The sequence below is a fragment of the Bradyrhizobium guangzhouense genome (genome assembly GCF_004114955.1).
GTDB classification, from domain to species: Bacteria; Pseudomonadota; Alphaproteobacteria; order Rhizobiales; family Xanthobacteraceae; genus Bradyrhizobium; species Bradyrhizobium guangzhouense.
This window is the reverse complement of sequence record NZ_CP030054.1, coordinates 419,053-441,529: the sequence shown is the minus strand read 5'-3', so window position 1 is coordinate 441,529 and position 22,477 is coordinate 419,053. Positions and strand designations below refer to the sequence as shown.

Sequence of the window (22,477 nt, the reverse complement as noted above, 5' to 3'; positions counted from 1 at the left end):
CTCGTCGTGAAGCCCGGCCACGCGCTGCTCTACAAAAACGGTGGCGCGACTTGCCTACCGTCCCGCCGCTCCAGGCGCAGCTTGGCCGCCACTTTCTTGTTCTGTCCTCCCTCCGCGCAGGTCAACACAATCCGGGCTTTCAGAGCCAGCGCCTGCGCCGTGTTCCGCCGCTTCGTCAGTGACGTCAGTGCGGCACGCTCATCATCGCTCAATATCAGGGGCGCAAGTAGCTGGACCGACATCAAATCCTTCGTCGCTATTCCAGCACCCAGCTCTGGCACAACCAAGCGAATCCAATGCGATTTTACGATTGCGAACTTGTGAGTCAGGACAGTAGTCATCTGGAATGCAAGTTCGTCACCGCCGGCGAGCTCGCTCGACGGCTCACGGCTTTGTTATGGGGGCAAAGATGCTTTCGGTCTCGATCAATGGATCGTGGATACTGCGAGGAGCGAACTGGCCTCGCTTGCGCAAGAGATCGACCGCGACATTGCAGCTGTCGCGGAGCCATCACCCAACCCTAGAGCACTATCCCCATCGACGGGCTCTTATGGTCCCTGCTGTCCGGAACGGAATCTCCGCATCGATAAGTGTAGCCTCTGCCGAGATTAGGTTGCGGCGCGGTGAGTAGGCCTCGGTGTGCTGACGTCGAGGCTCGATGTGGACGGCGGTAACTAACACAAGTCCAAATAGCGGCCGATCGATCAAGTTGCACGGTCGTCGGCGGGCTCTCTTTGTCAGGTGCGGCAGTTGCCGCGCCGTTGATGGCCGCAAATCAGCCGGCCTGGATGTTTAATTCTCTCTTCCTCAGAACAAGGAACCGGCACCCGGCGGCACGCCGCACCCGGGTCATCAGGGTCCCAGGGAGTCTCCCGGGCGGGGGGCTCCTGCGCGCCTTCCGGTGGGCCCTCTTGCGTGCGGGCTGAAGCAGTGCCTACCAACAAAAGCAGTGCGGCCGTAGTCAAAAGCGCGCGTTTCATCCGGTTTCCACTAGAACAGATACGAGAACTCCACAGCCAAGTATGCCATCCCAGGTGCTAAGGAGTAGCCGGCGTTGGTTCACCAGAGGTCTCGACTTCATTCCAGGATCGTACAATGTGACGCTAGGTGCGATTCAAGCCTTTTCATAACGGAGGCACAAAGTATCAACCTCACATCGCTTAGGTCAGCGCTCCCGACGGCATCGAGCGGGAGGGCGTGATTGCTGCCGGCCCCAACGTAGTGCCCGTCCTGGCGATCGGCCTGGCTTGTCGAAGCTCGGCGAACGCGTGACATAGACGCCGCAGGAGATTCCAGCTCAGCTACCATCTCCACCATTGTGCGGCGGCTGGTCTTGGCCATGAACAAGGCCCAGTCGATGACGGCGTCCACAGGTTTGCTGATCGCTTCGGTTTGTGCACTCTTACCGAGCTTGTCCGAGATCGCCCAGGATACCGGAATAGCGCCAGCACGGCGATCAGCAAAGCATGCTCTGCGTGCTCCATGCGTCCATGTGCGGTCATGAGTTCTTCGTAACTCGACAGTCACTCGCAACAGGCATGGATAGTGTTGCCGGAGCATGTCGGCGCCGGAGATGCACCTGGATGCAGACCTCGATCCGGCACTGGAGATGAATGCCGACGTATACCTGCATGACTGACAGCGAGATGGCCAAGACATTCCTCGACAGAGCGACGCCCCGGAGTGCCTAGACGCCACGTGTTCCATGCGTTCTCTTTTACAATTGCTTGCCGCCTGGAACGTCGTTATCAGGTTCGAATAAACTCACGGACATATTGGTCATCGCGGAGCCTGATTCTCCCGATATCGACGGCATGTTCGCCTCCTCTTCCGAGCTCCGCTAATGGGCCTCCTGCCCCCGCCAGCAAGCGAAGCTGGTAAGGGGCGGCAAAGACAAGGAGCACACCATGTCTCAGACACCCAATACCGCGATCGCCGTGATCGGCATCGATATCGGCAAGAACTCGTTCAACGTCGTCGGCCACGATGCGCGCGGCGCCATCGTTCTGCGTCAAAAGTGACCGCGTGGGCAAGTGGAGGCGCGGCTCGCAAATCTGCCGCGTTGCCTGATCGGTATGGAAGCCTGCGTCGGCGCACATCACCTGAGCCGCAAACTCGCATCGCTTGGTCACGATGCGAGGTTGATGCCGGCCAAATATGTCCGCCCCTATAGCAGGGGACAGGAGAACGACTTCAATGACGCCGAAGCGATTGCCGAAGCCGTGCAGCGCCCGACGATGAAGTTCGTGGCGACCAAGACCGCGGAGCAACTGGATCTGCAGGCGCTGCACCGGGTGCGCGAGCGGCTGGTATCGCAACGCACCGGCATCATCAACCAGATTCGCGCCTTCATGTTGGAGCGCGGGATCGCCGTGCGCCAAGGTATCGGCTTCTTGCGCACCGAACTGCCCACCATCCTTGCGACGCGCGCCGATGCCCTGTCGCCACGCATGTTGCGTGTCATCGAGGAGCTGGCAGGCGACTGGCACCGGCTGGATCAGCGCATCGATGGCCTCTCCGGCGAGATTGAAGCATTGGCCCGTCAAGATCAGGCATGCTCGCGCCTAATGACGGTGCCTGGCATCGGGCCGATCATTTCGAGCGCCATGGTGGCCGCGATCGGCACCGGAGACGTATTCTCCAAAGGCCGCGACTTCGGCGCTTGGCTTGCCCAAGCAGATCTCGACGGGAGACCGCACGATCCTCGGCAAAATCTCGAGGCGCGGCAATCGCTACCTGCGCGTTCTGTTCGTGCAGGCGGCGTGCGTTGTGCTGGTCAGGATAAAGAACTGGGAAAGTTATGGGCTCAAGTCCTGGATCGAAGCCGCCAAAAGGCGGTTGCACCACAACGTGCTCGCGATCGCGCTCGCCAACAAGCTTGCCCGCATCGCCTGGGCGGTGCTGGCCAAAGGACGCGCCTTCGAGCTGACGAGGACTGACGATGCAGGCGTCCGACCCGCTTGATCCTCGCGCCGTGCTGGGCGCGGTCAAGGCGCAGCCTGGCAACGCCGGAGCCAGCCGCAAGCCAAGCGCGACGGCTGGCCTTGACCGCCCCTGCGCGCGACGCGATCGACGTTCTGCGGGCCGGGACGAAGGAACGGCCCTTGGCTCGAACAAAGGAACTGAGCAAAATGAGGAGCAAGCGATGACGTAAGCCCCTATCAATAATTTCCAGCCGAGGTCTGCGAGAGGATGAGACGAGATGGAGGTTCGGTCTTCCCGGCGCATGCGAACACTGGTGACCCGAATGGTCCAATCGAGGCCTGTCCGCTAACGAGAACGCACGCGCGCTGATATCCATGGTGGCCGGAGCAAATGCTCCAATCAAAGGCCGGATACATTGATGCAAGACCGCTCACCGCCAGCTCGGCGAAACCACTTGCAACGCACGGCCGGACCATACATCGGGGTCATTTATATTGCTCCTTGCTATAGATCCGCTTCACCAGTAGCCGACAGTTTCGTCTCGCCGGTCGGTCACAAATCCGGGCAGTCGTACTGGCGATAACAACAGTGGCGTCCGTAACAACCGTGCCTATAACCGTGGCAGGGATATGCGCGGAACGGGTACGACCGCGGGCCGGTATGGTACGGACTGCAGCCATAACTGACCGGAGGGTATCCATAAGGCGGCTCCGCATATACGCAATAAGGGCCATAACAGCCGCCGCTCGTACTTGCGCCACGGAAGAGTTCGGCTCTTGCAAGACTGGAGATCCTCCGTTCGCAGTTGCAGTGAGAGACAGGGGACATCGTGGTCGTGCCTCCAGGAAAGGCCTGCACGACTCCGACACTCCTCGGCATCGGCGCTGCCGTCGCCAGCTCCAACTGGACAACCATCAGGACTCCCACCACCGTACAGCTCAATAGGGACTTCCAGCTGCTCATCGTTCGACTCCTTATCACGGTCGTTTCGACAGTCGGCTCCAAGATGTCGTCAAAAAGCTCCCGCCTGGCGGCCTGCGCAGCCAGTGCTGCTGATCCAAATATTGGCTGCCGCCAATCAAGTGCCACAGCCACATGATCGCTACGCTACTTTCCTACCCCAATGCCAAGACGTATAGCGCTTGCTTGGCGAACGAAAGCAGCACTCCACCGGCTGCGAGAGCGGCCACGCAGAGTGCCAAGATCACCGCGCGCTCCATGCTTTACCGTTTTAGGCGGTCGTGAGCGCCCGAAGGTGGGATCGGTCGAACAGTATCTTGGATAATGGACGTATTGGTCAGCGCGTAGCCTGATCTTATTGATATCGACCGCATCTCGAGCACGCCTTCTCCGCCATTTACAATTCCCCTCCAGGGCCAAATAAACCTCCCCGGAGTAGCTCCGGGCAAGCCTCTCAAGGAGAGGATCAGCAAGTCCGATGCCATCGGCGGGAGCATGACAGTTCTGACACGTATAAATGAGTTAGGGGATTCTGAGCACCATTGCGAGAGCGTCGCGACGCCATGTTAGTGCGACAACTGTCCCGAGTCTGACAGACGGGGACGTCAGTTGCGTTCTGGTGTTGATCCCATAATCAGACGTAGCACAGCTGCCCTCACTCTACAGCAGGCCTGCCGCTTCAGCTGGAGCATCGCGTTCCTCGCACCGTCGCCGCCATCGGTCAAAACGAGCAAACTGTGGCGCCTGAGCCGCTCGTGCAAGTCGCGTCCCGGTATAGGCAGCGTTCTTTGCTGCCAGTTCAGCGACAACCGGCGGCCACACTCGCTCGCGGACATCGAGTCAATCGCGCCGACGGGCGCCTAGTGTCGCGCGACGATCAGGATGGAAGGCAGCGTCAATCAAGGTGAGAGAGTTTCGCTGGGCTCGTGACGGAGGGAGGGCGTAGCCCGACCGGAGTTACGAGCCCAGCGTCGGCGCGATCCCGAGGAGGACCGCGCCGACTGGTGATCGCGGCCGGCGGGGTTATGCAAGTGGTTCTTCCGCCAAGAGGAATCACTCGCTTGCCCGGCCGACACATCACAGATCACCAGATGAGATGGGATGGTTGCCGCCCTCCCCAGACGGCATCGTAATGTGCCAAGAACGCAGTGTTTGAACCCCGAAGCGAAGAGGACGGCAAATTGATGGATACGGTGATCGGAGTGGATCTAGCCAAGAATGTGTTTCAGCTCCACGGGGCGTCAATGGCGGGACACTTGAAATTTCGAAAGAAACTGTCGCGGCTTCAGTTTCGGAAGTTCATGGCGGGCCACCCATCGGCAGTGGTGGTGATGGAAGCCTGTGGCAGCGCCCACTATTGGGCACGGGAGATGGTCAAGCTCGGCCATGAAGTGAAACTGATCGCTCCGCAATATGTGAAGCCTTTTGTGAAACGCCAAAAGAACGACGCGGCTGATGCCGAAGCAATCGTGATCGCGGCACAGCGCCCCGAGATGCGCTTCGTCGAGCCGAAATCGGAAGAACAGCAGGCCAGGGCAGTGCTCTTTCGGGCTCGGAAGCGCCTTGTTCATCAGCGCACCGATCTGGTGAATGCGCTGCGTTCTGTTCTCTACGAATTCGGCCATATCATCCCGCAAGGAATCGAACAACTTAAACGCATTGACGCAATCCTCGAAGATCCGAACAGCGATCTACCAGAACTGGTCCGCGAGGAATGTCGGAGTCTCATTGATCAGATCGCCTACAAGACGGAGCGGATCGATGCCAAGGCAGAGCAGCTCAAGAAGTTGGCGACGCGGACGGTCACGGCGCAGCGGCTGCAGACAATGCCGGGGGTCGGCCCGCTGACCGCACTCGCGATCGAGGCTTTCGCGCCCGACATGGCGGCCTTTCGACGTGGCCGAGACTTCGCGGCTTGGCTCGGCTTGGTCCCACGGCAACATTCCTCAGGGGGAAAGGAAAGGCTCGGACGCGTTTCGAAGGAAGGACAGGCGGACATTCGCCAGTTGCTCATCGTTGGGGCGATGTCGCGGCTGAACTGGCTCGGGCGCAAGTCGATCCCTAGCGGATCCTGGCTGGCGCAGATGCTGGCGAGGAAGCCGCGCATGCTTGTGGCGATCGCCTTGGCGAACAAGATGGCTCGGACGATTTGGGCCATGCTCACCCGGAAGGAGGATTATCGGAACCCAGCGCAGGCAGTGACGGCATGACTGCATGCAGCACGAAATAGCCTGACGTTGGCGAAGGGGGTGTGAGAAGGCGACGACCCGAATGGGCGCAACGATCGAACAGATCTGGATCAGGAAACCAGCTAGAGCCAAAGAGCCGACGTGCTCGGAGATGAGAATTGGACCTGGTCCGCGGATCACCATACCGGCCAGCGGCTTCTGAAAATGCCGTAAAGGAAGGCCTGACAGAAGACCGCACTCGATCACACGCCAAAGGGTCAGAAACTTCTTGCATTGCGGGCGGCAACCACAGAAGGCTCTACATGAAGTACCGTCAGACCGATAGCCCGCCAGTGGCGGCGGCCAAGGCGTCATTCAGTGCGTCGACCGCCTATCGGATCGAGAGAGATCCCCGATTTCCATCGCAAAGGAAGGCGCCCCGCGGCCGGCAACGACCGGACCCGTTGAGCGAGGTGTTCGAGACCGAGATCGTCCCGATCCTGAAGGCGGCACCTGGCTTACGCCCGGTGGCGGTGTTCGAGGAGATGCTACGGCGTCATCCGGATCTCGGCATCGGTATCCGTCGTACCCTGGAACGTCGGATCCGTGCATGGCGGGCGGTCCACGGCGAGGAGCAGGAGGTGATCTTCCGCCAAACCCACGAGCCTGGCCAACTCGGCCTCTCCGACTTCACAGACATGGACGAGTTGGGTGTTACGATCGCGGGTGCTCCGTTGGATCATCGTCTCTATCACTTCCGTTTGGCCTATTGCGGGTTCGAGCACGCCCACGTCGTGCTTGGCGGCGAGAGCTTCGTCGCCCTGGCGGAAGGCCTGCAGAATGCCCTCTGGTCGCTCGGTGGGGCGCCGCGGGAGCATCGGACCGACAGTCTGTCGGCCGCATTCTGCAATCTCAATCGTGATGCACGGGACGATCTGACGCAGCGATACGAGGCCCTTTGTGCCCATTACGGCATGCGGCCTTCCCGCAACAATCGAGGCGTTGCTCACGAGAATGGTTCGATCGAAGGGCCCCACGGTCATCTCAAGCGAGCAATCGCGGATGCCTTGCTGCTGCGCGGAACTATCGACTTCGACGATCTTGCCACCTATCGCGGCTTCATCGACGAGATCGTCAGCCGCCGCAATGCCCGCAACGCCAAGCGGATCGATAGCGAGCGCGTGGTGTTGCAGGAGCTGCCCGATCGGCGCACCTCCGACTACGAAGAGGTGATCGTCCGCGTGACCTCGTCCGGCGGCTTCACCCTGCGCAAGGTGTTCTACACGGTGCCATCGCGCCTGATCGGTCACCGACTGCGGGTGCGCCTTTACGACGATCGTCTCGACGTGTTCGTCGGGGGCACCCATCTCGTCACCTTGCCGCGTGGGCGGCCGCATCCCAATGGCAAGTACGACCAGGTCGTCGATTATCGGCACGTGATCCATTCCCTGCGGCGCAAGCCGATGGCACTTCTCAATCTGGTCTACCGAGATCAGCTGTTCCCGCGGGATGCCTATCGGAAGACCTTCGATCGCTTGCGCGAACGCTTGCCGGACAAAAAAGCCAGCCGGATCATGGTCGATCTCCTCGCGCTCGCTCATGAACGCGGCTGCGAGGCCGAACTCGCCGATCAGCTCACCGCCGATCTCGAGGCCGGCCAACTGCCCGACCTCAACCGGCTACGTGCTTACTTCGCCCCCGATCCCGCCAACCTGCCGAACGTCGTGGTGCAGCTCGTGCCGCTTGCGACCTACGAATGCCTCATCGGTGCCGCCGAGACCGGAGGTGCCGCATGAGCGTAACGAACACGGTTGATGCCGCGCGCCTCAATCTGCTGCTCAATGAGCTCCGTCTGCCTGCCATCAAGGTGCTGTGGGCGCAATTTGCCGAACAGTCCGACAAGGAAGGCTGGCCGGCCGGCCGCTTCCTCGCGACCATCGCCGAGCACGAGATTGCCGAACGCGGCCGCCGTCGGACCGAACGACACCTTGTCGAAGCACGTTTGCCCACCGGAAAGACCTTCGACAGCTTCGACTTCGAAGCCGTGCCGATGATCTCAAAGGCGCAGGTGATGGCGCTCGCCGCCGGTGACAGCTGGCTGGGCAAGGGCGCCAATTTGCTGTTGTTCGGCCCGCCCGGCGGCGGAAAGAGCCACTTGGCGGCAGCGATCGGCCTGGCCCTCATCGAGAACGGATGGCGCGTCCTCTTCACCCGGACCACCGATCTCGTGCAGAAGCTCCAGCTAGCGCGACGCGAGCTTAACCTCGAGGCGGCCATCAATCGTCTCGATCGCTTCGATCTCCTGATTCTTGATGATCTCGCTTACGTCACCAAGGATCAGGCCGAGACCAGCGTGCTGTTCGAGCTCATCAGTGCACGCTACGAGCGCCGCTCGATGCTGATCACCGCCAATCAGCCATTCGGCGAATGGAACAGGGTCTTCCCGGACCCCGCCATGACCCTGGCCGCTATCGATCGCCTCGTTCATCACGCCACCATCGTCGAGATGAACGTCGAGAGCTATCGCAGACGGACCGCCCTCGAACGAAAACGCGGTCCCGGACGGCCGCCATCGCACGCGACACCCAAAACCGTCGCTGATTGACGCTGCGCGACAATCAGAGTTCAACAAAACTCTTGCGCGCGACAATCATCGCGGCAATCATCATCAGGCCGCGACACGCCTCGCCATCCTGATTGCCGCGCACTTCCTACCCAGATTGCCGCGCTACAGCCTAGATCAAGCCCCCATAGTTACACGCTCACAAGACGTGGCTTCGTTCGATCCAGCGTCAAATAGGTCCCGTGCTGGACTTGCGGCGAGATCTGCGAGCGAGCGTCGACAATGCCGGCTCATACGAGGAGTCCCCACCGCGCCCTGCCTCCCGCCCTGGCACCGATACGCTCGACCAGCGCTCTTCACACGCGGCCGGGCCGAGTTCTTACTTGAAGAGCGTCGCCCACAGGCAGCCGACCATCTCGCGTGCAATGGCGGTGGTGACGATCACCCCGGCTTTGCTGGCCGCCGACAAGGGGTGATAGAGGATGCACAGCTTGACCTGGGCTCTTTGCCCGCTTGTTGATTGGTCGGCGCGATTAGGATGATCCCTAAGTTGCGAACTTCCTCGCCGCGCACTCCTTGGGCCATCGCAACCGAAATCGTTGCCTTGTGTACATCCAGCCCTACGAAAATGCTATGGTTCATCAGGCCCGCTCCCCATGCTTGGGGTTCGGCGCCGGACCATCCGGCGCAACCCTCGATAGGAGCTTGCCGCGGGGCCGCCCGTCACCTCACAGGGCGGACAAAGGGTCTAGGGGATGCTGAGGTCCTCTGCAAAGGTTCGGCCTGCCGCACTGGTCCTGAGCTCGTAGCAAATTCGTATGCCTTCGGCTAAGTCGCTTCTTCCGGCTTTTGCGACCGCGCTGGCGTGTACGAATACGTCCGGACCTCCGTCATCCGGTCTGATGAAGCCATATCCCTTTCTTGCGTTGAACCATTTCACGATACCTGTTGCCATGTGTCGAACTCCGGCGTCTTCAAAAGCTAACAAAAAGTACGCACTCAGCCAGCGAAGCTCATGCCGCACGCAAGGGCGCTGTAGAACAATGTAAGATTGCGAAAGAAGGTAAAAAGCCGTCGGTATGCCATACAATTGCGTATCTCACTTGATGCGCTCGCTTGTGCTCCATGAAAAGTGCGATCGCGGCGCGACAAGATTGCGGACTTTGGTGCACTGTCAGCTTGCCGTTGCTCAACGCAAGGCGTCATTATCGCATGTCCGAGCGACGCAGGTTGGAAGAAGAGTGAAAGGTGGTGGTGACCGTCATTCGCCGTCAGGCGCACCGCTCGGCGCAAAGCGGTCGAGCAAGTGCGCCGGTCGGTTTGGATGAGATCTACGGCGGTGAAAGCGGACACGGCGCTAGTGGGGGCAGCTGTGGCCGCTCGCATGGAATCCAAGCGAGAGCTCATGTCGCTACTTCGGATATAAGATGCACCGCCGCTTGCGATTGCAGCGCCTCGGCGCCAAAGTGTTGGCAGAAGTATCCTGACAAAAGTCATCGAGCACCTGTTCTCGCGAGAGACCAATGCATCTATTCTCATTGGCCGTTAAGCAAGTAGCGTGCCGCGCCTTATGACAACGGGACCAACTGCCGACTAGGTTGCTCTGCCGTTTTGGTTCTGGTGATGTAGGAGTGTGGGAGAGACTATGCTCCTGCTCGCAGCATTGCCTCGGCCGCAGAACATTTGGGCCGTTGCCCAGAAGCTTGAGAGTGACGCTCAATCTCCTGAGATAGGTCCTGGCGCTATGAGGGAGAGGCTCTTGCCGCATGTAGGCGGTCCATGACGGTATGCGCGGCAGCAGTTGCAGCGCCCATGCTGCCATCGTTGGACATCTAACATGGGCAGCTGGCGCAAAACTAACAATAATCGTACTGCCTGGTGTTAGATCAAGCGCACCGTTGCTGAAACCCGGCGGACGCGCGCTTGGCCCGACAAGTGGCGCGGACGATCTCGGGGACCGCGAGCAGGCCTGGAGCACTTCGGGATCAGGTGCGCGTGCAGGATCGATTGCACCTCGTTCTTGAGCCGCGCGATGCCGCACGACCTGGTAGCGCCGCGCCGCTAGCCGACGCTTGCGTTCCGTCTCTGCGTCAGGCGTCCGGATCTGCGGCAGGTGCCGCGGGCGCCTGCAGACACGCGAGTGTGCCGGCATCGATCTTGTCGGTCTCGACTTGAGCCTGGGCGATCGCCTTCACCTGATGCGAATTGGCGACAATCACGCGTGCCACGAACGACGCCAGAACCGGCGACACCGCCACTCTGTTCGCGGTCGCTTCGACCACCACCGCATCACTGGCCAGCAGGGTCTTGCCAAAACCGTCCAACGCAGTCCGCGTCTATATCAATACGGCCCGCATGTCGGAGGCTGCCATCCTCCCAAACCACCACCTCTCCGAGGTTCGGACGTCGATGTCAATCACCCGTCGCACTTGCACCTCCTGCCAAATCAGACCACATGACGGGAGCTACGGGCGACACGACAACTACGGATGCGCGCTCTCAGCGCAACCGGGCTGGTCGCAGAGGCGGCCAGCTACTAACCCGAGCTCGTGGCTGATCGTATGCATCGGCCTGCCCGCACCTTGGTGCTCCCGGTGCCTCTCTCCCGATGGTTGCACCATACGCCACTATCTTGAATATCGCAGCGGGACATCGGCACCGAGAAACTCAAATACCGGTTACCAATCCGATCGAGCGCCTCAACGGCAAGATCAAGCGGCGATCCGAGGTCGTCGGCATCTTCCCTAACGGAGACGCAATCGCCGACCTAATCGATGCGACCCTGTCGAGCAGAACGACGAATGTGCGGTCCAGGCGCCCGCTACATGACGCCGGAAAGCATCGCGCCATTAAGCGATGAATTCATCGTCGGTCTGCCCGACGTGGCAGGCTGATGCCTTCCGACCCGCCTGCCGGAAAATCGCAGGTAACCTACCGTCAGCTACACCATGCCCCGGCAGGGTGCTGGCAGCGGAGCTTGCGTCAATTGGATCGAACGTCTCTTCGTTTCTCAGCATTTGAGGCGCGGTATCTACCCGTCGAGGAGCGGCCTAGGCATCAACACGGCGATCTTGTGAGACGAAGTGTTCAAGCGTCCCACAGGATGCTCGCCGATGGCATCTTATGGTTCATCAGTGCAGGGTTGACCAAGCAATTTAGCGGCAGAGCTCCAATCGATGCTTCGGATGCCCTGCTTAAACCAGTCAACCCATTTCTTGCTTATGAAAATCGCGTAGCAGCCTGAGAGAGGATCACGCTCACGCGGGGCCATCGGGGCTGCGAAAGGATGCAGCCGTTGCCCCTGAGCCTAGCAGAACGGCCGTCGGGGCGACTTAACGCCCCAATTGGCCGTCTTCAATCTAAGGGCTTTAGGCGGTTGGGGGCAATCCCCGGCGCCTAGCAAGCTTGATGGTCCTGCCTGACAGCTCAACTATGCGTTTCTCCGCCGCTGTGAACGAAATCCTTCAATAGGATCAAGCCGCCTCCGTACGGTCTGGGGAATTGAGCGGAGTCGTTGAGGAAACATAGCCGAGAGCAGCTTGCTTCTGGCGCCGTCGCTCCACGGACGGAGGGATGCCCATTTTGCCACGGTATTTTGCGACCGTCCGGCGCGCTATATCGATCCCAGAGGAACGCAATAGCTCGACGATTGCGTCATCTGAGAGCACTGATGCTTGGGCCTCGGAGTCGATGAGCCTCTTAATGCGGTGGCGAACAGCCTCTGCCGAGTGAGCCGTCTCGCCGACGGCTGAAGCAATGGATGGTTTGAAGAAGTATTTGAGCTCGAACCGTCCACGATTGGAGGCCATGTACTTGTTGTTCGTTACGCGTGAAACGGTGGACTCATGCACCCCCGCGGCGTCGGCCACTGCTTTCAGATTGAGGGGTCGTAGATGCTCTACGCCGTAGGAGAAAAAGTCATGTTGCTGACGCACAATTTCGCTCGCAACTTTCAAGATTGTGTTCGCACGTCTCTCAAGTGAACTTACCAGCCAGCGTGCATCAGACCACTTATTGGCCAGGTAGGCCTTGTCATTACGGTTGCGCATTTTGCCCTTGAAATCGCGATAATAAACCTGATTCAGCGAAATGCTGGGAAACGCTTCACTGTTCAGCTCGACTACCCAATTGTGGTGATGACCCCGGCGAACAAAGACATCTGGGATCAAAAGTTCCAGGCGCACCGAACCAAACTTATGTCCCGGCTTCGAGTCGAGTGACCGAAGTTCCGCAATCATATCGGCGATGTCCTCATCGCTCTCTCCGCAAACGCTGCGCAGGGCAGGAACCCCCTCAGGTACAAGAGCGAGGTTCTCAACCAGTGCCTGCATCGCTGGGTCATAGCGGTTGCGCTCGCGCAGCTGGATCGCGAAACATTCTTTCAAAGAACGAGCGAAGACGCCAGGAGGGTCAAACGTCTGCAATGTTGCCAGAACGAGATCAACATCTGTTTGCGAGGCCCCCAGCCGTTTGGCGGCATTTCCTAGGTCTTGCGGCAAGTATCCGGCGTCATCGACGAGGTCGATTAGATAGCGTCCGATGAGTCGCTTTGTGGGCGACGTCAGCGCGAGTCCGAGCTGCTCGGTCAAATGATCGCGGAGGGTGATCTCTTTCGGTACGCACGCCTCTAGATTATAGTCTTCCTGACAAGATCGGCTGCGGGACGCCTCTGTGCCGACGTCCAGCCGATCTTGGTCCGAATTCTGAGGAATGTCCTCATCAAATGGCTCGGAATGAAGATCGTCAAGCTCCGGGCTGGGCGCCGCGTCGAGCTCGGGGCGAGTGCCAGGGTCTACGCTCAAGCCGTCTTGTTGGCTATTGTCGAACGCGTCGCTGTCAAGATCACTAGCGTCGTCCGGACCGCTGGCTTCGCTGAAGAGGTCGGTCGTTGTTCCGGCATCCTCTTGCGTCAGCATGTCTATGTCGCGCTCCAGCAATGGATTGCACTCGAGCTCCTCCTCCACGAAATCAGCCAGATCGAGATTAGACAATTTCAGCAGCTTTATCGCCTTCGCCAGGCGCGGCGATAGTACGGCTGATTGCGATTGCCGAACATTCTGCTGATATCCCAGGCTCATTGTAAGGTCTCTCCCCGGCTGATGTACGGCGTCTGTATGCGAGTTACCAATTGATGTTCGGCACGCAGACGGTTGTGGATATGGAAGCGCAAGGCGATCTCCCGCCCTACAGGCGCAGAGTCCCCTCTCGCTCTATCTTCATAGAATGTTTGATGGCCGCCTGTGGGGAGGCCAAGGATGCGGCCTGCTGTTGATAGTCTGGTTCTGGTGAACCGAGACGAGGGCGCCACGACAATGAACTGTCCAGTTGGCAAATAGAATCTGCGTTCTGATTGCCAGAGGCCATAGTTTTTGCCGGGTTTCGCATCGAAGTTGTCGCGGCGACCTACGCCGCAGGCGTGTGTCATCGTCCGGCCTTTCCACACAATACGTTCTTGGCCTGACACGATTGGCGCGCCTCGATTGTTAACAGGCGCAGGACCGGACTGCTTACCGGCGGTGGTCGCTCCAGCTGAAAAAAAGCGAGGGCTTTGTGTCCCGGCGGGGCCCGGGCTGAGGTAGAGCGCATATAATCGCTTGGTGCTGTCCCCGCCGAGGGTGGCATAGGGTCCGGAGCGCTTTTTGCAACGCTCCGCTTGCCGCTGCGGTCGCAGCACCATCTTGGGAACGCGTTCCCAGAGGCGAGCTCTTCCGTGCAAGGCCGTATTTGGCCAAATTCTGGCTCGGCGCAGTGGGTCGCCCGTTCGAGTGAACCGGGCGAAACACGTCGCTCCATCGCAGGTCTGGGGCGGCAAGTGCCGGAGACCGGGCAGCAACAACGCGGCGTGCCGGACATCATTCAACGGACTGAGCAAGAGGCCTCCCGAGATCTGTTCAGTGGAAGCATCAGCAAGAGGTGTGCCAAGCCAGTACGCCGGATGCCGCTCATGTCCCTTGTTGATGATCTCAGGTAGTGATGCAGTACGACGGAGCTCGCTGCGGTGTGTGAACTAGCGGCCCGATCGACCTTTGTGGCAACCGCAACAATCAAGATGGGCGACATCGAACAACGCGGGATGGAGGTCTCAGGCAACTAGCGCGCCATTGTTTAGGTGCATCGTCCTGTGCTGCCGCAACACGCCCAAGCCGCCAGCGAGATGCCGGGCGGCGCTAATCGTGAGCTATCTCGTGGTACAGCTATTGCTGCGACGATGACAAGCCTAGCGCGAGGAGCAGCTCTCAAGAAGCAGCCGGATGTCGAGCGCGCGAAGCGGCTCGTCGTCTGATCTAATGCGGCGCCGGGTGAGTTAAAGCAAGTGATCTCGCACGTTGGGCCACGGCGCATGTCAATCAAAGTAATGAAGTTTGGGGGATCGAGCTTTCGTGATGCGGAGGCGTACCGCGCTGTCTCCAGACATATAGTAGATAGGCTTGCAAATGACGCGCGGCAAGTCGTGGTCGTCGTTAGCGCGATGCACGGCCAGACGGACGTACTGAAGTCTCTAGCGCTCTCTGTGAATGAAATCTGCAGCACCGTTGCCTTGGACACCGTCCTGACAGCGGGAGAAATGATTTCCGCTGGACTTCTTGAGGCAGCATTGCAAAGACACTCGGTGCCGACATCATCGCTCTTTGGCTATTCGATTGGAATCAAGACATCCTTGGTTCTAGGTAGGACGGTCATCGAGGAGGTCGACAACAAACCGCTGCTAAAGGCGCTCGATTATGGCCGCGTGGTAATCCTTGCCGGAGCGCAGGGTCTGGATGAAGGTGGACGGGTCTCAATGCTCGGCCGCAATAGCTCGGATTTGACTGCGGTAATAGCCGCCGATATGGTGGGAAGTGGCGTTTGCGAAGTCTACTCGGATGTCTGTGGCATCTACTCCGCCGATCCGAGGATTGTGAGGCAAGCAAGGCTGCTCCCGACAGTCTCCTATGCCAACGCAAGTCGGATAGCACGCTGCGGGGCGAAAGTGCTTCACCATGGCGCAATCGACTATGCTGCCGGCCGGAGAATAGCCATCTCCTGCAAATCGTTACTGCCGAATGAGATGGCCGGTACTTTGGTGACTGACGCAGGAGGCGGGGTTTGCGTGGTCATCAACCCGTCAGCAACACGGGTTGCATTTCAAAGCGTCTTCGAAAAACGTAATGCTGAAGACGTTTTACGAAGGCTTGGTATCATGTGGATCGATCTCGAGCAGGATGAAAGCCCCGAGGGGTATTTGACGCATGACGCGGAGGCCGCGCTTACCGCTCTGCATCGGGAAGGCATCCACCCCGTGAGGAGTGCGCAGAAGATTGTTGTTTTAGCGCTCACCGGGTCCAAGCCAAAGACATACGAATTGCGAGATCTTGAGGCCGCTTCTTACTGTGCTCAGAGGGTCCATGCAGAGCTCCGCACTAGTGGGGTGGAAGCACCTCACTAGCCATCACCTCCTGATTGGCGATATACCGCGCTGCAGGTCGGGAGAGCCGGCTACTCACCGCGGAAATGAGTCGTCAGCGGCAACTTCACCTCCCTTGTAGAAGTCTTGAGATGGCTTGTCACGATGACCATCGCCGAGCGGACCGATCCTTCGATAAGTGCATTCCGCTACTGGGCAGTTGAGTTACGCAACGCCAGAACGCACGATCTGCCAGGTGCCTGCCAGGCAAGTGATGCGCAACCAATTACCGCGCGCCCAACATGCAAACGGCCTTCGTTAGCCTACTGGTTCTGTAGCCGGGCTCACCGTGAGTGCGGGCGGTTAGCGTATCCGTATCCGAGTCCAGGTTGACCTGGGCCGCAGTGTGATGCGGGTAGGCGACCTGCCCGACGACTAGGCCCGTCCCCAGGGAGCTAGTCGACTGAAGCTGGAACATGTTCAGGGAGAAACAAGAGTTAGACGGTCGTGGTACTCGAAGTGTAGCACCAGCGAGATGCGGAACAGGTGCTAGCCTGCCGCGGTGATCAAGCGTCTGGCGTGAGGCCTCGCCGAGGCAGCGAGGCCCGATGCAGATGTCATGTCAGAGCGGGGCTGCTTCCGCTAAGCTATCTTCAAAGATGTCCAAACCCTTAGTCAGCGTCTCCGGGTCGATCGTTAGCGGAGGAAAGAATTTGATGACCTCGTCCGCCGGGCCGCATCGTTCAATGATGAGGCCCCTATCGTACGCCTTGCGTGCTGCAGTCTCAGCGAGGTGAGTATTTCGGCAATCAAAGCCGAGCGCCATTCCGCGGCCGCGGACAGTGAAGTGGTCTCCATGCGCGCGCGCAATAGCATTAAGCCGGTGACGCATCAGCGTTCCCAGTCGATAAATGCTTTGCGAAAAGATCTCAGTGCGCCAGTAGATATTCAAAGCTGCAGTTGCAGAGACAAGCGCTAGGTTATTTCCTCGAAAGGTGCCCGTGTGCTCTCCCGGTTCCCATATATCAATTGCCTCTTTGATCAACAACATGGATAACGGCAGACCATATCCACTTAAGGACTTCGACAATATTACGACATCTGGTGACAACTCGGCGAACTCAAAGCTGAAGAAATCGCCAGTACGGCCGCAACCCATCTGAATATCGTCGACGATAAATATGGCTCCAATCTCTGCCGCTAGGGCTTGTACGGATCGTAGCCATTCCTTTTGAGCGACGTTGATGCCGCCCTCCCCCTGTACTGTTTCAAGGAGAATGGCGGCTGGCGCATCGATGCCGCTGCTAGAGTCCAGCAATATGTTCCGCAGGTGCTCCGCCGTATCAATCTCATCTCCAAGATAACCATCATAGGGCATTATCGTGACGCCGGACAGGGGGACTCCACTGGCTTCGCGAAGAAAGCGACTGCTGGTCGCAGCCGCGGCGCCGAGACTGAGGCCATGATAACCACGTGTGAATGAAATGATGTTGTGGCGCCCGGTTACTTTACGCGCCAGCTTCAATGCCGCCTCAACGCCATTGGCACCTGTAGGTCCAGTAAATTGAAATCGATAATCCAAGCCCCGCTCACGAAGAATAACTGAGTTGAAAGTCTCCATAAAGTCGACCTTGGCCGGAGTGGCCATATCGAGGCCGTGAACGACAGCATCAGATCCCAGATATTCTGTAATAGCTGCCTTTAGCTGATGATTGTTGTGGCCGTAATTGAGCGCTCCAGCCCCGGAAAAGAAGTCGATGAACCGTTCGCCCGTCTCGCTTAGCAGAAAGGGCCCGCGCGCATGACTAAAGCACGCTGGGAAGAGACGCGAGTACAGGCGAACGTTGGATTCCAACGTTTCTAACGTTCGAAGAGTACGTGAGGGGTCGGCAGAGTTATTCATGATCGCACCTTCACTTTGTCCATGAATATGGCTGGTGCACGTGACATACTCCACCATGCGGAATATTAAACCTCTCAGCGTTGGTAGTCCCTCGTCGAGCGAGGGAGAATCGTCGAGCCGGTGCGACGCTGTTGCGGTTTGGTCAGGAGGCCATTCACTAAGCGCGGCTTGAATACGGCTGGCATGCGCACTGTTGCCGATGCCGGACGGCTCGCCGTGGCAATATCAAGCTTCCAACATCGAGCTTGAGGCGGCGATATAGGGACTCGTCGGAGGCCAGACCGTGATCGCCGGGCGAAGCGAGCCTAATTATACGCAGCCCTCATGGATCAAGAGAGCTGATAACACCTATTGAAAGGCCGACGGCGATACAGGACGATGACCCTGGACAAAGAGCCCCGGCAGGCGCCGGGGCCCTCGATCATTGATTGAGAAACTGAGATCCTTATTTGCTCGCGAGTGGCCAGCCAAACTTGTAGTTGAGGCGGGCGGTGACGAGATCAAAGTCCTGACGAATGCGGTCGTTTCCTAGTCCTGTTGCGAAGCTAACGTCACTAGCCGGCATGAACACGTGGTCGTACTCGATGCCAGCTGACCAGTTCGGTGTTAGGCTAATCTCAAGACCGGCACCGGCCGTACCTCCCCAACGTGTGGTATCCGCGTCGCCCAGAAAGCCAGCCGAATTAGTGATCCGATAAGTGCTCCCTACCACAGCCGCGCCCGCTTTGGCGTAGAGCAGTACGTTGCCGGCCGAATAGCCAATCTGGCCGGTCAGCAAGCCGAAACCGTCGATGTTTGTGTGATTGGTGGTGCCCGGGTTGGCAATGCTAACGTTTGAGCCGCTGAGATCGGCCCAGTTGCCCAGCCCTTCGAGTCCGAGCACGGTATTGCCGAATTGCCAACGATATCCAATCTGGCCCCCTACTGTGCCGCCGGTTGCGTCGTGAGAGCCCTCGGGGATAGAGCCGAGAAAATCCCAGGAGTTATGGCTCGAGCCCCAGCCGCCATTGACGCCGGCATAGAAGCCGCTCCAGTCGTAGAGCGCGATGACAGCCGGGCTGGGCGTCGGCGTATTCGGAAATGCGGGACGCGCGGCGAGATCTGCGGCAGACGCGGACGTCGCAGCGGCCATCGCAAGAATGCTCGCGCAAACGAGTGACTGCTTTTTCATTTCGGTTGTTACTCTCTTTAATGGCCCCCAGTGTGGCCGTTGTATCAGCGCTTACGCGAATTGCTGTACCTGAAGTGCAACAGAGCTCGACGATAGCAGAGCCGAACCTGACGTAGTGTCAGGTTGTGAAGAGATAGTGCGAGCATGGCGCGCAGGCGTCGGAATTCGAGGCGAACGAAGGCGCCTGCGGCGCTCGATGTTGCGTGTTGGCTCGTGTAGCAAATGATAGCTGACAGTGCGTGCCGGCTGCGGCCCGGATGTATACGCCGTTATAGGCTTTTGTTGAATGCGGAACGAGAGCGCGTAAGCGCTTAGCGAGAGCGGATAGCTGTGCGAAGAAGCGTCCGGCTTGGATCGAGGTTTAGATGGGATTAGACGGCAAAAAGGATGTCCATTTGGACGTCTCATCGGCGAGGTCGGTGAGCCGGCTGGAGGTTCTTGGAGGACCTTCGGGGCGCCGCGTGCGTTCGGAGGCTGAGAGCCGCCTCGCACGGCGGCAACACGCCTCGCTCCCGAAACTGCCGTCGCCAATCGTAGATCTGCTAGCGCGTCGCTCCGTGCTTGCGCGCCCCTCGGCCACCGCGACACGGGATAACAGACTCTCGGCGACTTATCCGAGTCGCATCCGACATTCGCGCCGCTGATCGTGGGAGATGCGTCGGAGGAGTGTCAAGTTCCGCGATCAAGCTTGAGACGCCGCAATCGACGATGTCGTGTTGCAGACGGATACGGCGACAGATGGCGAGCAGCTGTCCGGGGTGATCCGCAAGGTGCGAGCGTCACGATGATCGCGGCCGCTGCTGATAAGAGTTACATTGCAACCGGCCGATCGACTTCCACTGTCGCCACGATGGGCTTACGGCGAAGTGCAGGAGATACTTCGTCTTGATCCATTCAGCGGAGGCGCCTTCGCGTTCCGATCGAAACGAGCGGACCGGATCAAGACTTTTGTCTGGGATCGAACGGGCCTGGTGTTGGTGCACAAGCGTCTTGAAGGTTGCAAGTTCGTTTGGCCAACGATCGCAGACGGCGTGATGCGGATATCACCGGCGATGTTCGCGGCACTGTTCGAGGGGCTGGATTGGAGGTTGGTCCGCCCGGAAGAAGCACGGCGCCCCCAGGCGGCGGGATAACTGCGGCAGAATGACTCGGCAGCTATTTTGAGCGTGGCACGCGCGGCGGCGATGTGCTCGAAATAGCGCATGAGCATCGCGGCGCTGCGCGACGAAAATGAACAACTGAAAGCCCTTTTGGCGCAAACGCGGGCGGCCTTGAGCGAGCATCAGGGGGCGCTGGCGGCGTCGGAGGAAGCGCAGCGTCGGCTGGAGGTCATCCTCGGCGAATTGCGGCGCGACAGGTTCGGCGCGAAATCCGAGAAGCTGCGGCCAGATCAGTATCATTTACCGTTGGAAGACGTGGAGATCGCGCAAGGCATCCTGGACGCGGCGCAGGAGAGAGCCGAGGCTGTGATCAAGGGCCGATCGCGGAGCGTACCGGATCAAGGTTCTCATCGCAATCGCGGCTGCTTGCCTGCCCATTTGCCGCGCGTGGAACGGATCATCGAGCCTGCGAGCACGCTCTGCCCGTGCGGTTGCGGACCATGACGAAGATCGGCGAGGACGTCAGCAAGCGCCTTGACGTGATCCCGGCGCAATGGCGCGTGCTGGTCACACGCCGCCCGAAATACATCTGCCGCCGCTACTCCGGCACTGTCGTGCAGGCGCATGCGCCGGAGCACGTCGTACTCAGCGGGCCGCCGACCGAAGCGGCCATTGCGCACGTGATCGTCTTGTCGCGCGGCGATCAGGATGGAAGGCAGCGTCAATCAAGGTGAGAGAGTTTCGCTGGGCTCGTGACGTAGGGAGGGCGTAGCCCGACCGGAGTTACGAGCCCAGCGTCGGCGCGATCCCTAGGAGGACCGCGCCGACTGGTGATCGCGGCCGGTCGGGATTATGCAAGTGGTTCTTCCGCCAAGAGGAATCACTCGCGTGCCCGGCCGACACATCACAGATCACCAGATGAGATGGGATGGTTGCCGCCCTCCCCAGACGGCATCGTAATGTGCCAAGAACGCAGTGTTTGAACCCCGAAGCGAAGAGGACGGCAAATTGATGGATACGGTGATCGGAGTGGATCTAGCCAAGAATGTGTTTCAGCTCCACGGGGCGTCAATGGCGGGACACTTGAAATTTCGAAAGAAACTGTCGCGGCTTCAGTTTCGGAAGTTCATGGCGGGCCACCCATCGGCAGTGGTGGTGATGGAAGCCTGTGGCAGCGCCCACTATTGGGCACGGGAGATGGTCAAGCTCGGCCATGAAGTGAAACTGATCGCTCCGCAATATGTGAAGCCTTTTGTGAAACGCCAAAAGAACGACGCGGCTGATGCCGAAGCAATCGTGATCGCGGCACAGCGCCCCGAGATGCGCTTCGTCGAGCCGAAATCGGAAGAACAGCAGGCCAGGGCAGTGCTCTTTCGGGCTCGGAAGCGCCTTGTTCATCAGCGCACCGATCTGGTGAATGCGCTGCGTTCTGTTCTCTACGAATTCGGCCATATCATCCCGCAAGGAATCGAACAACTTAAACGCATTGACGCAATCCTCGAAGATCCGAACAGCGATCTACCAGAACTGGTCCGCGAGGAATGTCGGAGTCTCATTGATCAGATCGCCTACAAGACGGAGCGGATCGATGCCAAGGCAGAGCAGCTCAAGAAGTTGGCGACGCGGACGGTCACGGCGCAGCGGCTGCAGACAATGCCGGGGGTCGGCCCGCTGACCGCACTCGCGATCGAGGCTTTCGCGCCCGACATGGCGGCCTTTCGACGTGGCCGAGACTTCGCGGCTTGGCTCGGCTTGGTCCCACGGCAACATTCCTCAGGGGGAAAGGAAAGGCTCGGACGCGTTTCGAAGGAAGGACAGGCGGACATTCGCCAGTTGCTCATCGTTGGGGCGATGTCGCGGCTGAACTGGCTCGGGCGCAAGTCGATCCCTAGCGGATCCTGGCTGGCGCAGATGCTGGCGAGGAAGCCGCGCATGCTTGTGGCGATCGCCTTGGCGAACAAGATGGCTCGGACGATTTGGGCCATGCTCACCCGGAAGGAGGATTATCGGAACCCAGCGCAGGCAGTGACGGCATGACTGCATGCAGCACGAAATAGCCTGACGTTGGCGAAGGGGGTGTGAGAAGGCGACGACCCGAATGGGCGCAACGATCGAACAGATCTGGATCAGGAAACCAGCTAGAGCCAAAGAGCCGACGTGCTCGGAGATGAGAATTGGACCTGGTCCGCGGATCACCATACCGGCCAGCGGCTTCTGAAAATGCCGTAAAGGAAGGCCTGACAGAAGACCGCACTCGATCACACGCCAAAGGGTCAGAAACTTCTTGCATTGCGGGCGGCAAC

The 22,477-nt window shown here is 59.3% G+C and carries 11 protein-coding genes and 4 pseudogenes; 9 read left to right on the top strand and 6 right to left on the bottom strand.

Annotation, left to right across the window (positions count from 1 at the left end; genetic code table 11):
• Positions 1-29: 29 nt before the first annotated feature.
• On the bottom strand, positions 30-341 hold the full coding sequence (locus XH91_RS36090) for a hypothetical protein (protein WP_128929884.1): 312 nt from the start codon (positions 339-341) through the stop codon (positions 30-32).
• A gap of 1,566 nt (positions 342-1,907) precedes the next feature.
• On the opposite strand from XH91_RS36090, the pseudogene XH91_RS36080 reads away from it, so the two are divergent.
• The 4 genes and pseudogenes from XH91_RS36080 (at position 1,908) to istB (ending at position 8,658) form a co-directional block, all read left to right on the top strand.
• A pseudogene (locus XH91_RS36080) lies at positions 1,908-2,964 on the top strand (IS110 family RNA-guided transposase).
• Between the two features lie 2,105 nt (positions 2,965-5,069).
• A complete protein-coding gene (locus XH91_RS36075; RefSeq protein ID WP_164934317.1) occupies positions 5,070-6,095 on the top strand; it encodes an IS110 family RNA-guided transposase in 1,026 nt (341 codons plus the stop codon).
• Between the two features lie 281 nt (positions 6,096-6,376).
• The gene (gene istA / locus XH91_RS36070) at positions 6,377-7,849 is read left to right on the top strand and encodes an IS21 family transposase (RefSeq protein ID WP_128955127.1); all 1,473 of its coding nucleotides are present in this window, start codon (positions 6,377-6,379) and stop codon (positions 7,847-7,849) included.
• Positions 7,846-8,658 (top strand): IS21-like element helper ATPase IstB, encoded by an 813-nt coding sequence (istB, locus tag XH91_RS36065; RefSeq protein WP_206736872.1) that lies wholly within the window; start codon positions 7,846-7,848, stop codon positions 8,656-8,658. Before istA ends, istB begins: the two co-directional genes overlap by 4 nt.
• Before the next feature lie 706 nt (positions 8,659-9,364).
• Here the strand turns inward: istB and XH91_RS36050 are convergent.
• Together XH91_RS36050 and XH91_RS36045 are read right to left on the bottom strand one after the other, a co-directional pair.
• Complete coding sequence (locus tag XH91_RS36050) at positions 9,365-9,571, bottom strand: cold-shock protein (protein ID WP_128929882.1); 207 nt, start codon at positions 9,569-9,571, stop codon at positions 9,365-9,367.
• A 1,019-nt stretch (positions 9,572-10,590) separates the two neighbouring features.
• Positions 10,591-11,045, bottom strand: a pseudogene (locus XH91_RS36045) (IS110 family transposase); the annotation flags it as partial.
• Between the two features lie 203 nt (positions 11,046-11,248).
• Between XH91_RS36045 and XH91_RS36040 the strand changes: the two are divergent.
• Positions 11,249-11,510, top strand: a pseudogene (locus XH91_RS36040) (transposase); the annotation flags it as partial.
• Between the two features lie 579 nt (positions 11,511-12,089).
• Here XH91_RS36040 and rpoN read toward each other — a convergent pair.
• A complete protein-coding gene (gene rpoN / locus XH91_RS36035) occupies positions 12,090-13,694 on the bottom strand; it encodes an RNA polymerase factor sigma-54 (RefSeq protein ID WP_128929881.1) in 1,605 nt (534 codons plus the stop codon).
• 1,262 nt (positions 13,695-14,956) lie between these two features.
• On the opposite strand from rpoN, the gene XH91_RS36030 reads away from it, so the two are divergent.
• Positions 14,957-16,042, top strand: a complete 1,086-nt coding sequence (locus XH91_RS36030) for an amino acid kinase family protein (RefSeq protein ID WP_128955125.1) — start codon at positions 14,957-14,959, stop codon at positions 16,040-16,042.
• 580 nt (positions 16,043-16,622) lie between these two features.
• Here XH91_RS36030 and ectB read toward each other — a convergent pair.
• Both ectB and XH91_RS36020 read right to left on the bottom strand, forming a co-directional pair.
• Positions 16,623-17,903: a diaminobutyrate--2-oxoglutarate transaminase gene (gene ectB, locus XH91_RS36025; RefSeq protein WP_128929879.1), complete on the bottom strand. Its 1,281-nt coding sequence runs from the start codon at positions 17,901-17,903 to the stop codon at positions 16,623-16,625.
• Positions 17,904-18,348: 445 nt separating this feature from the next.
• Positions 18,349-19,074: an outer membrane protein gene (locus tag XH91_RS36020; RefSeq protein WP_128955124.1), complete on the bottom strand. Its 726-nt coding sequence runs from the start codon at positions 19,072-19,074 to the stop codon at positions 18,349-18,351.
• A gap of 866 nt (positions 19,075-19,940) precedes the next feature.
• Between XH91_RS36020 and tnpB the strand changes: the two genes are divergently transcribed.
• The 3 genes and pseudogenes from tnpB to XH91_RS36000 all read left to right on the top strand — a co-directional run bounded on the left by tnpB (position 19,941) and on the right by XH91_RS36000 (position 22,211).
• Complete coding sequence (tnpB, locus tag XH91_RS40255; RefSeq protein ID WP_367401008.1) at positions 19,941-20,207, top strand: IS66 family insertion sequence element accessory protein TnpB; 267 nt, start codon at positions 19,941-19,943, stop codon at positions 20,205-20,207.
• 69 nt (positions 20,208-20,276) lie between these two features.
• A pseudogene (locus XH91_RS40250) lies at positions 20,277-20,902 on the top strand (transposase domain-containing protein); the annotation flags it as partial.
• Between the two features lie 283 nt (positions 20,903-21,185).
• A complete protein-coding gene (locus XH91_RS36000) occupies positions 21,186-22,211 on the top strand; it encodes an IS110 family RNA-guided transposase (RefSeq protein ID WP_164934317.1) in 1,026 nt (341 codons plus the stop codon).
• The last annotated feature ends 266 nt before the right edge of the window (positions 22,212-22,477 follow it).

Bases quoted from the DNA above. Each gene is read 5' to 3' on its own strand.
- XH91_RS36090 (WP_128929884.1), bottom strand. From the start codon at position 341: ATGACTACTGTCCTGACTCACAAGTTCGCAATCGTAAAATCGCATTGG.
- XH91_RS36075 (WP_164934317.1), top strand. From the start codon at position 5,070: ATGGATACGGTGATCGGAGTGGATCTAGCCAAGAATGTGTTTCAGCTC.
- istA (WP_128955127.1), top strand. From the start codon at position 6,377: ATGAAGTACCGTCAGACCGATAGCCCGCCAGTGGCGGCGGCCAAGGCG.
- istB (WP_206736872.1), top strand. From the start codon at position 7,846: ATGAGCGTAACGAACACGGTTGATGCCGCGCGCCTCAATCTGCTGCTC.
- XH91_RS36050 (WP_128929882.1), bottom strand. From the start codon at position 9,571: ATGGCAACAGGTATCGTGAAATGGTTCAACGCAAGAAAGGGATATGGC.
- rpoN (WP_128929881.1), bottom strand. From the start codon at position 13,694: ATGAGCCTGGGATATCAGCAGAATGTTCGGCAATCGCAATCAGCCGTA.
- XH91_RS36030 (WP_128955125.1), top strand. From the start codon at position 14,957: ATGTCAATCAAAGTAATGAAGTTTGGGGGATCGAGCTTTCGTGATGCG.
- ectB (WP_128929879.1), bottom strand. From the start codon at position 17,903: ATGAATAACTCTGCCGACCCCTCACGTACTCTTCGAACGTTAGAAACG.
- XH91_RS36020 (WP_128955124.1), bottom strand. From the start codon at position 19,074: ATGAAAAAGCAGTCACTCGTTTGCGCGAGCATTCTTGCGATGGCCGCT.
- XH91_RS36000 (WP_164934317.1), top strand. From the start codon at position 21,186: ATGGATACGGTGATCGGAGTGGATCTAGCCAAGAATGTGTTTCAGCTC.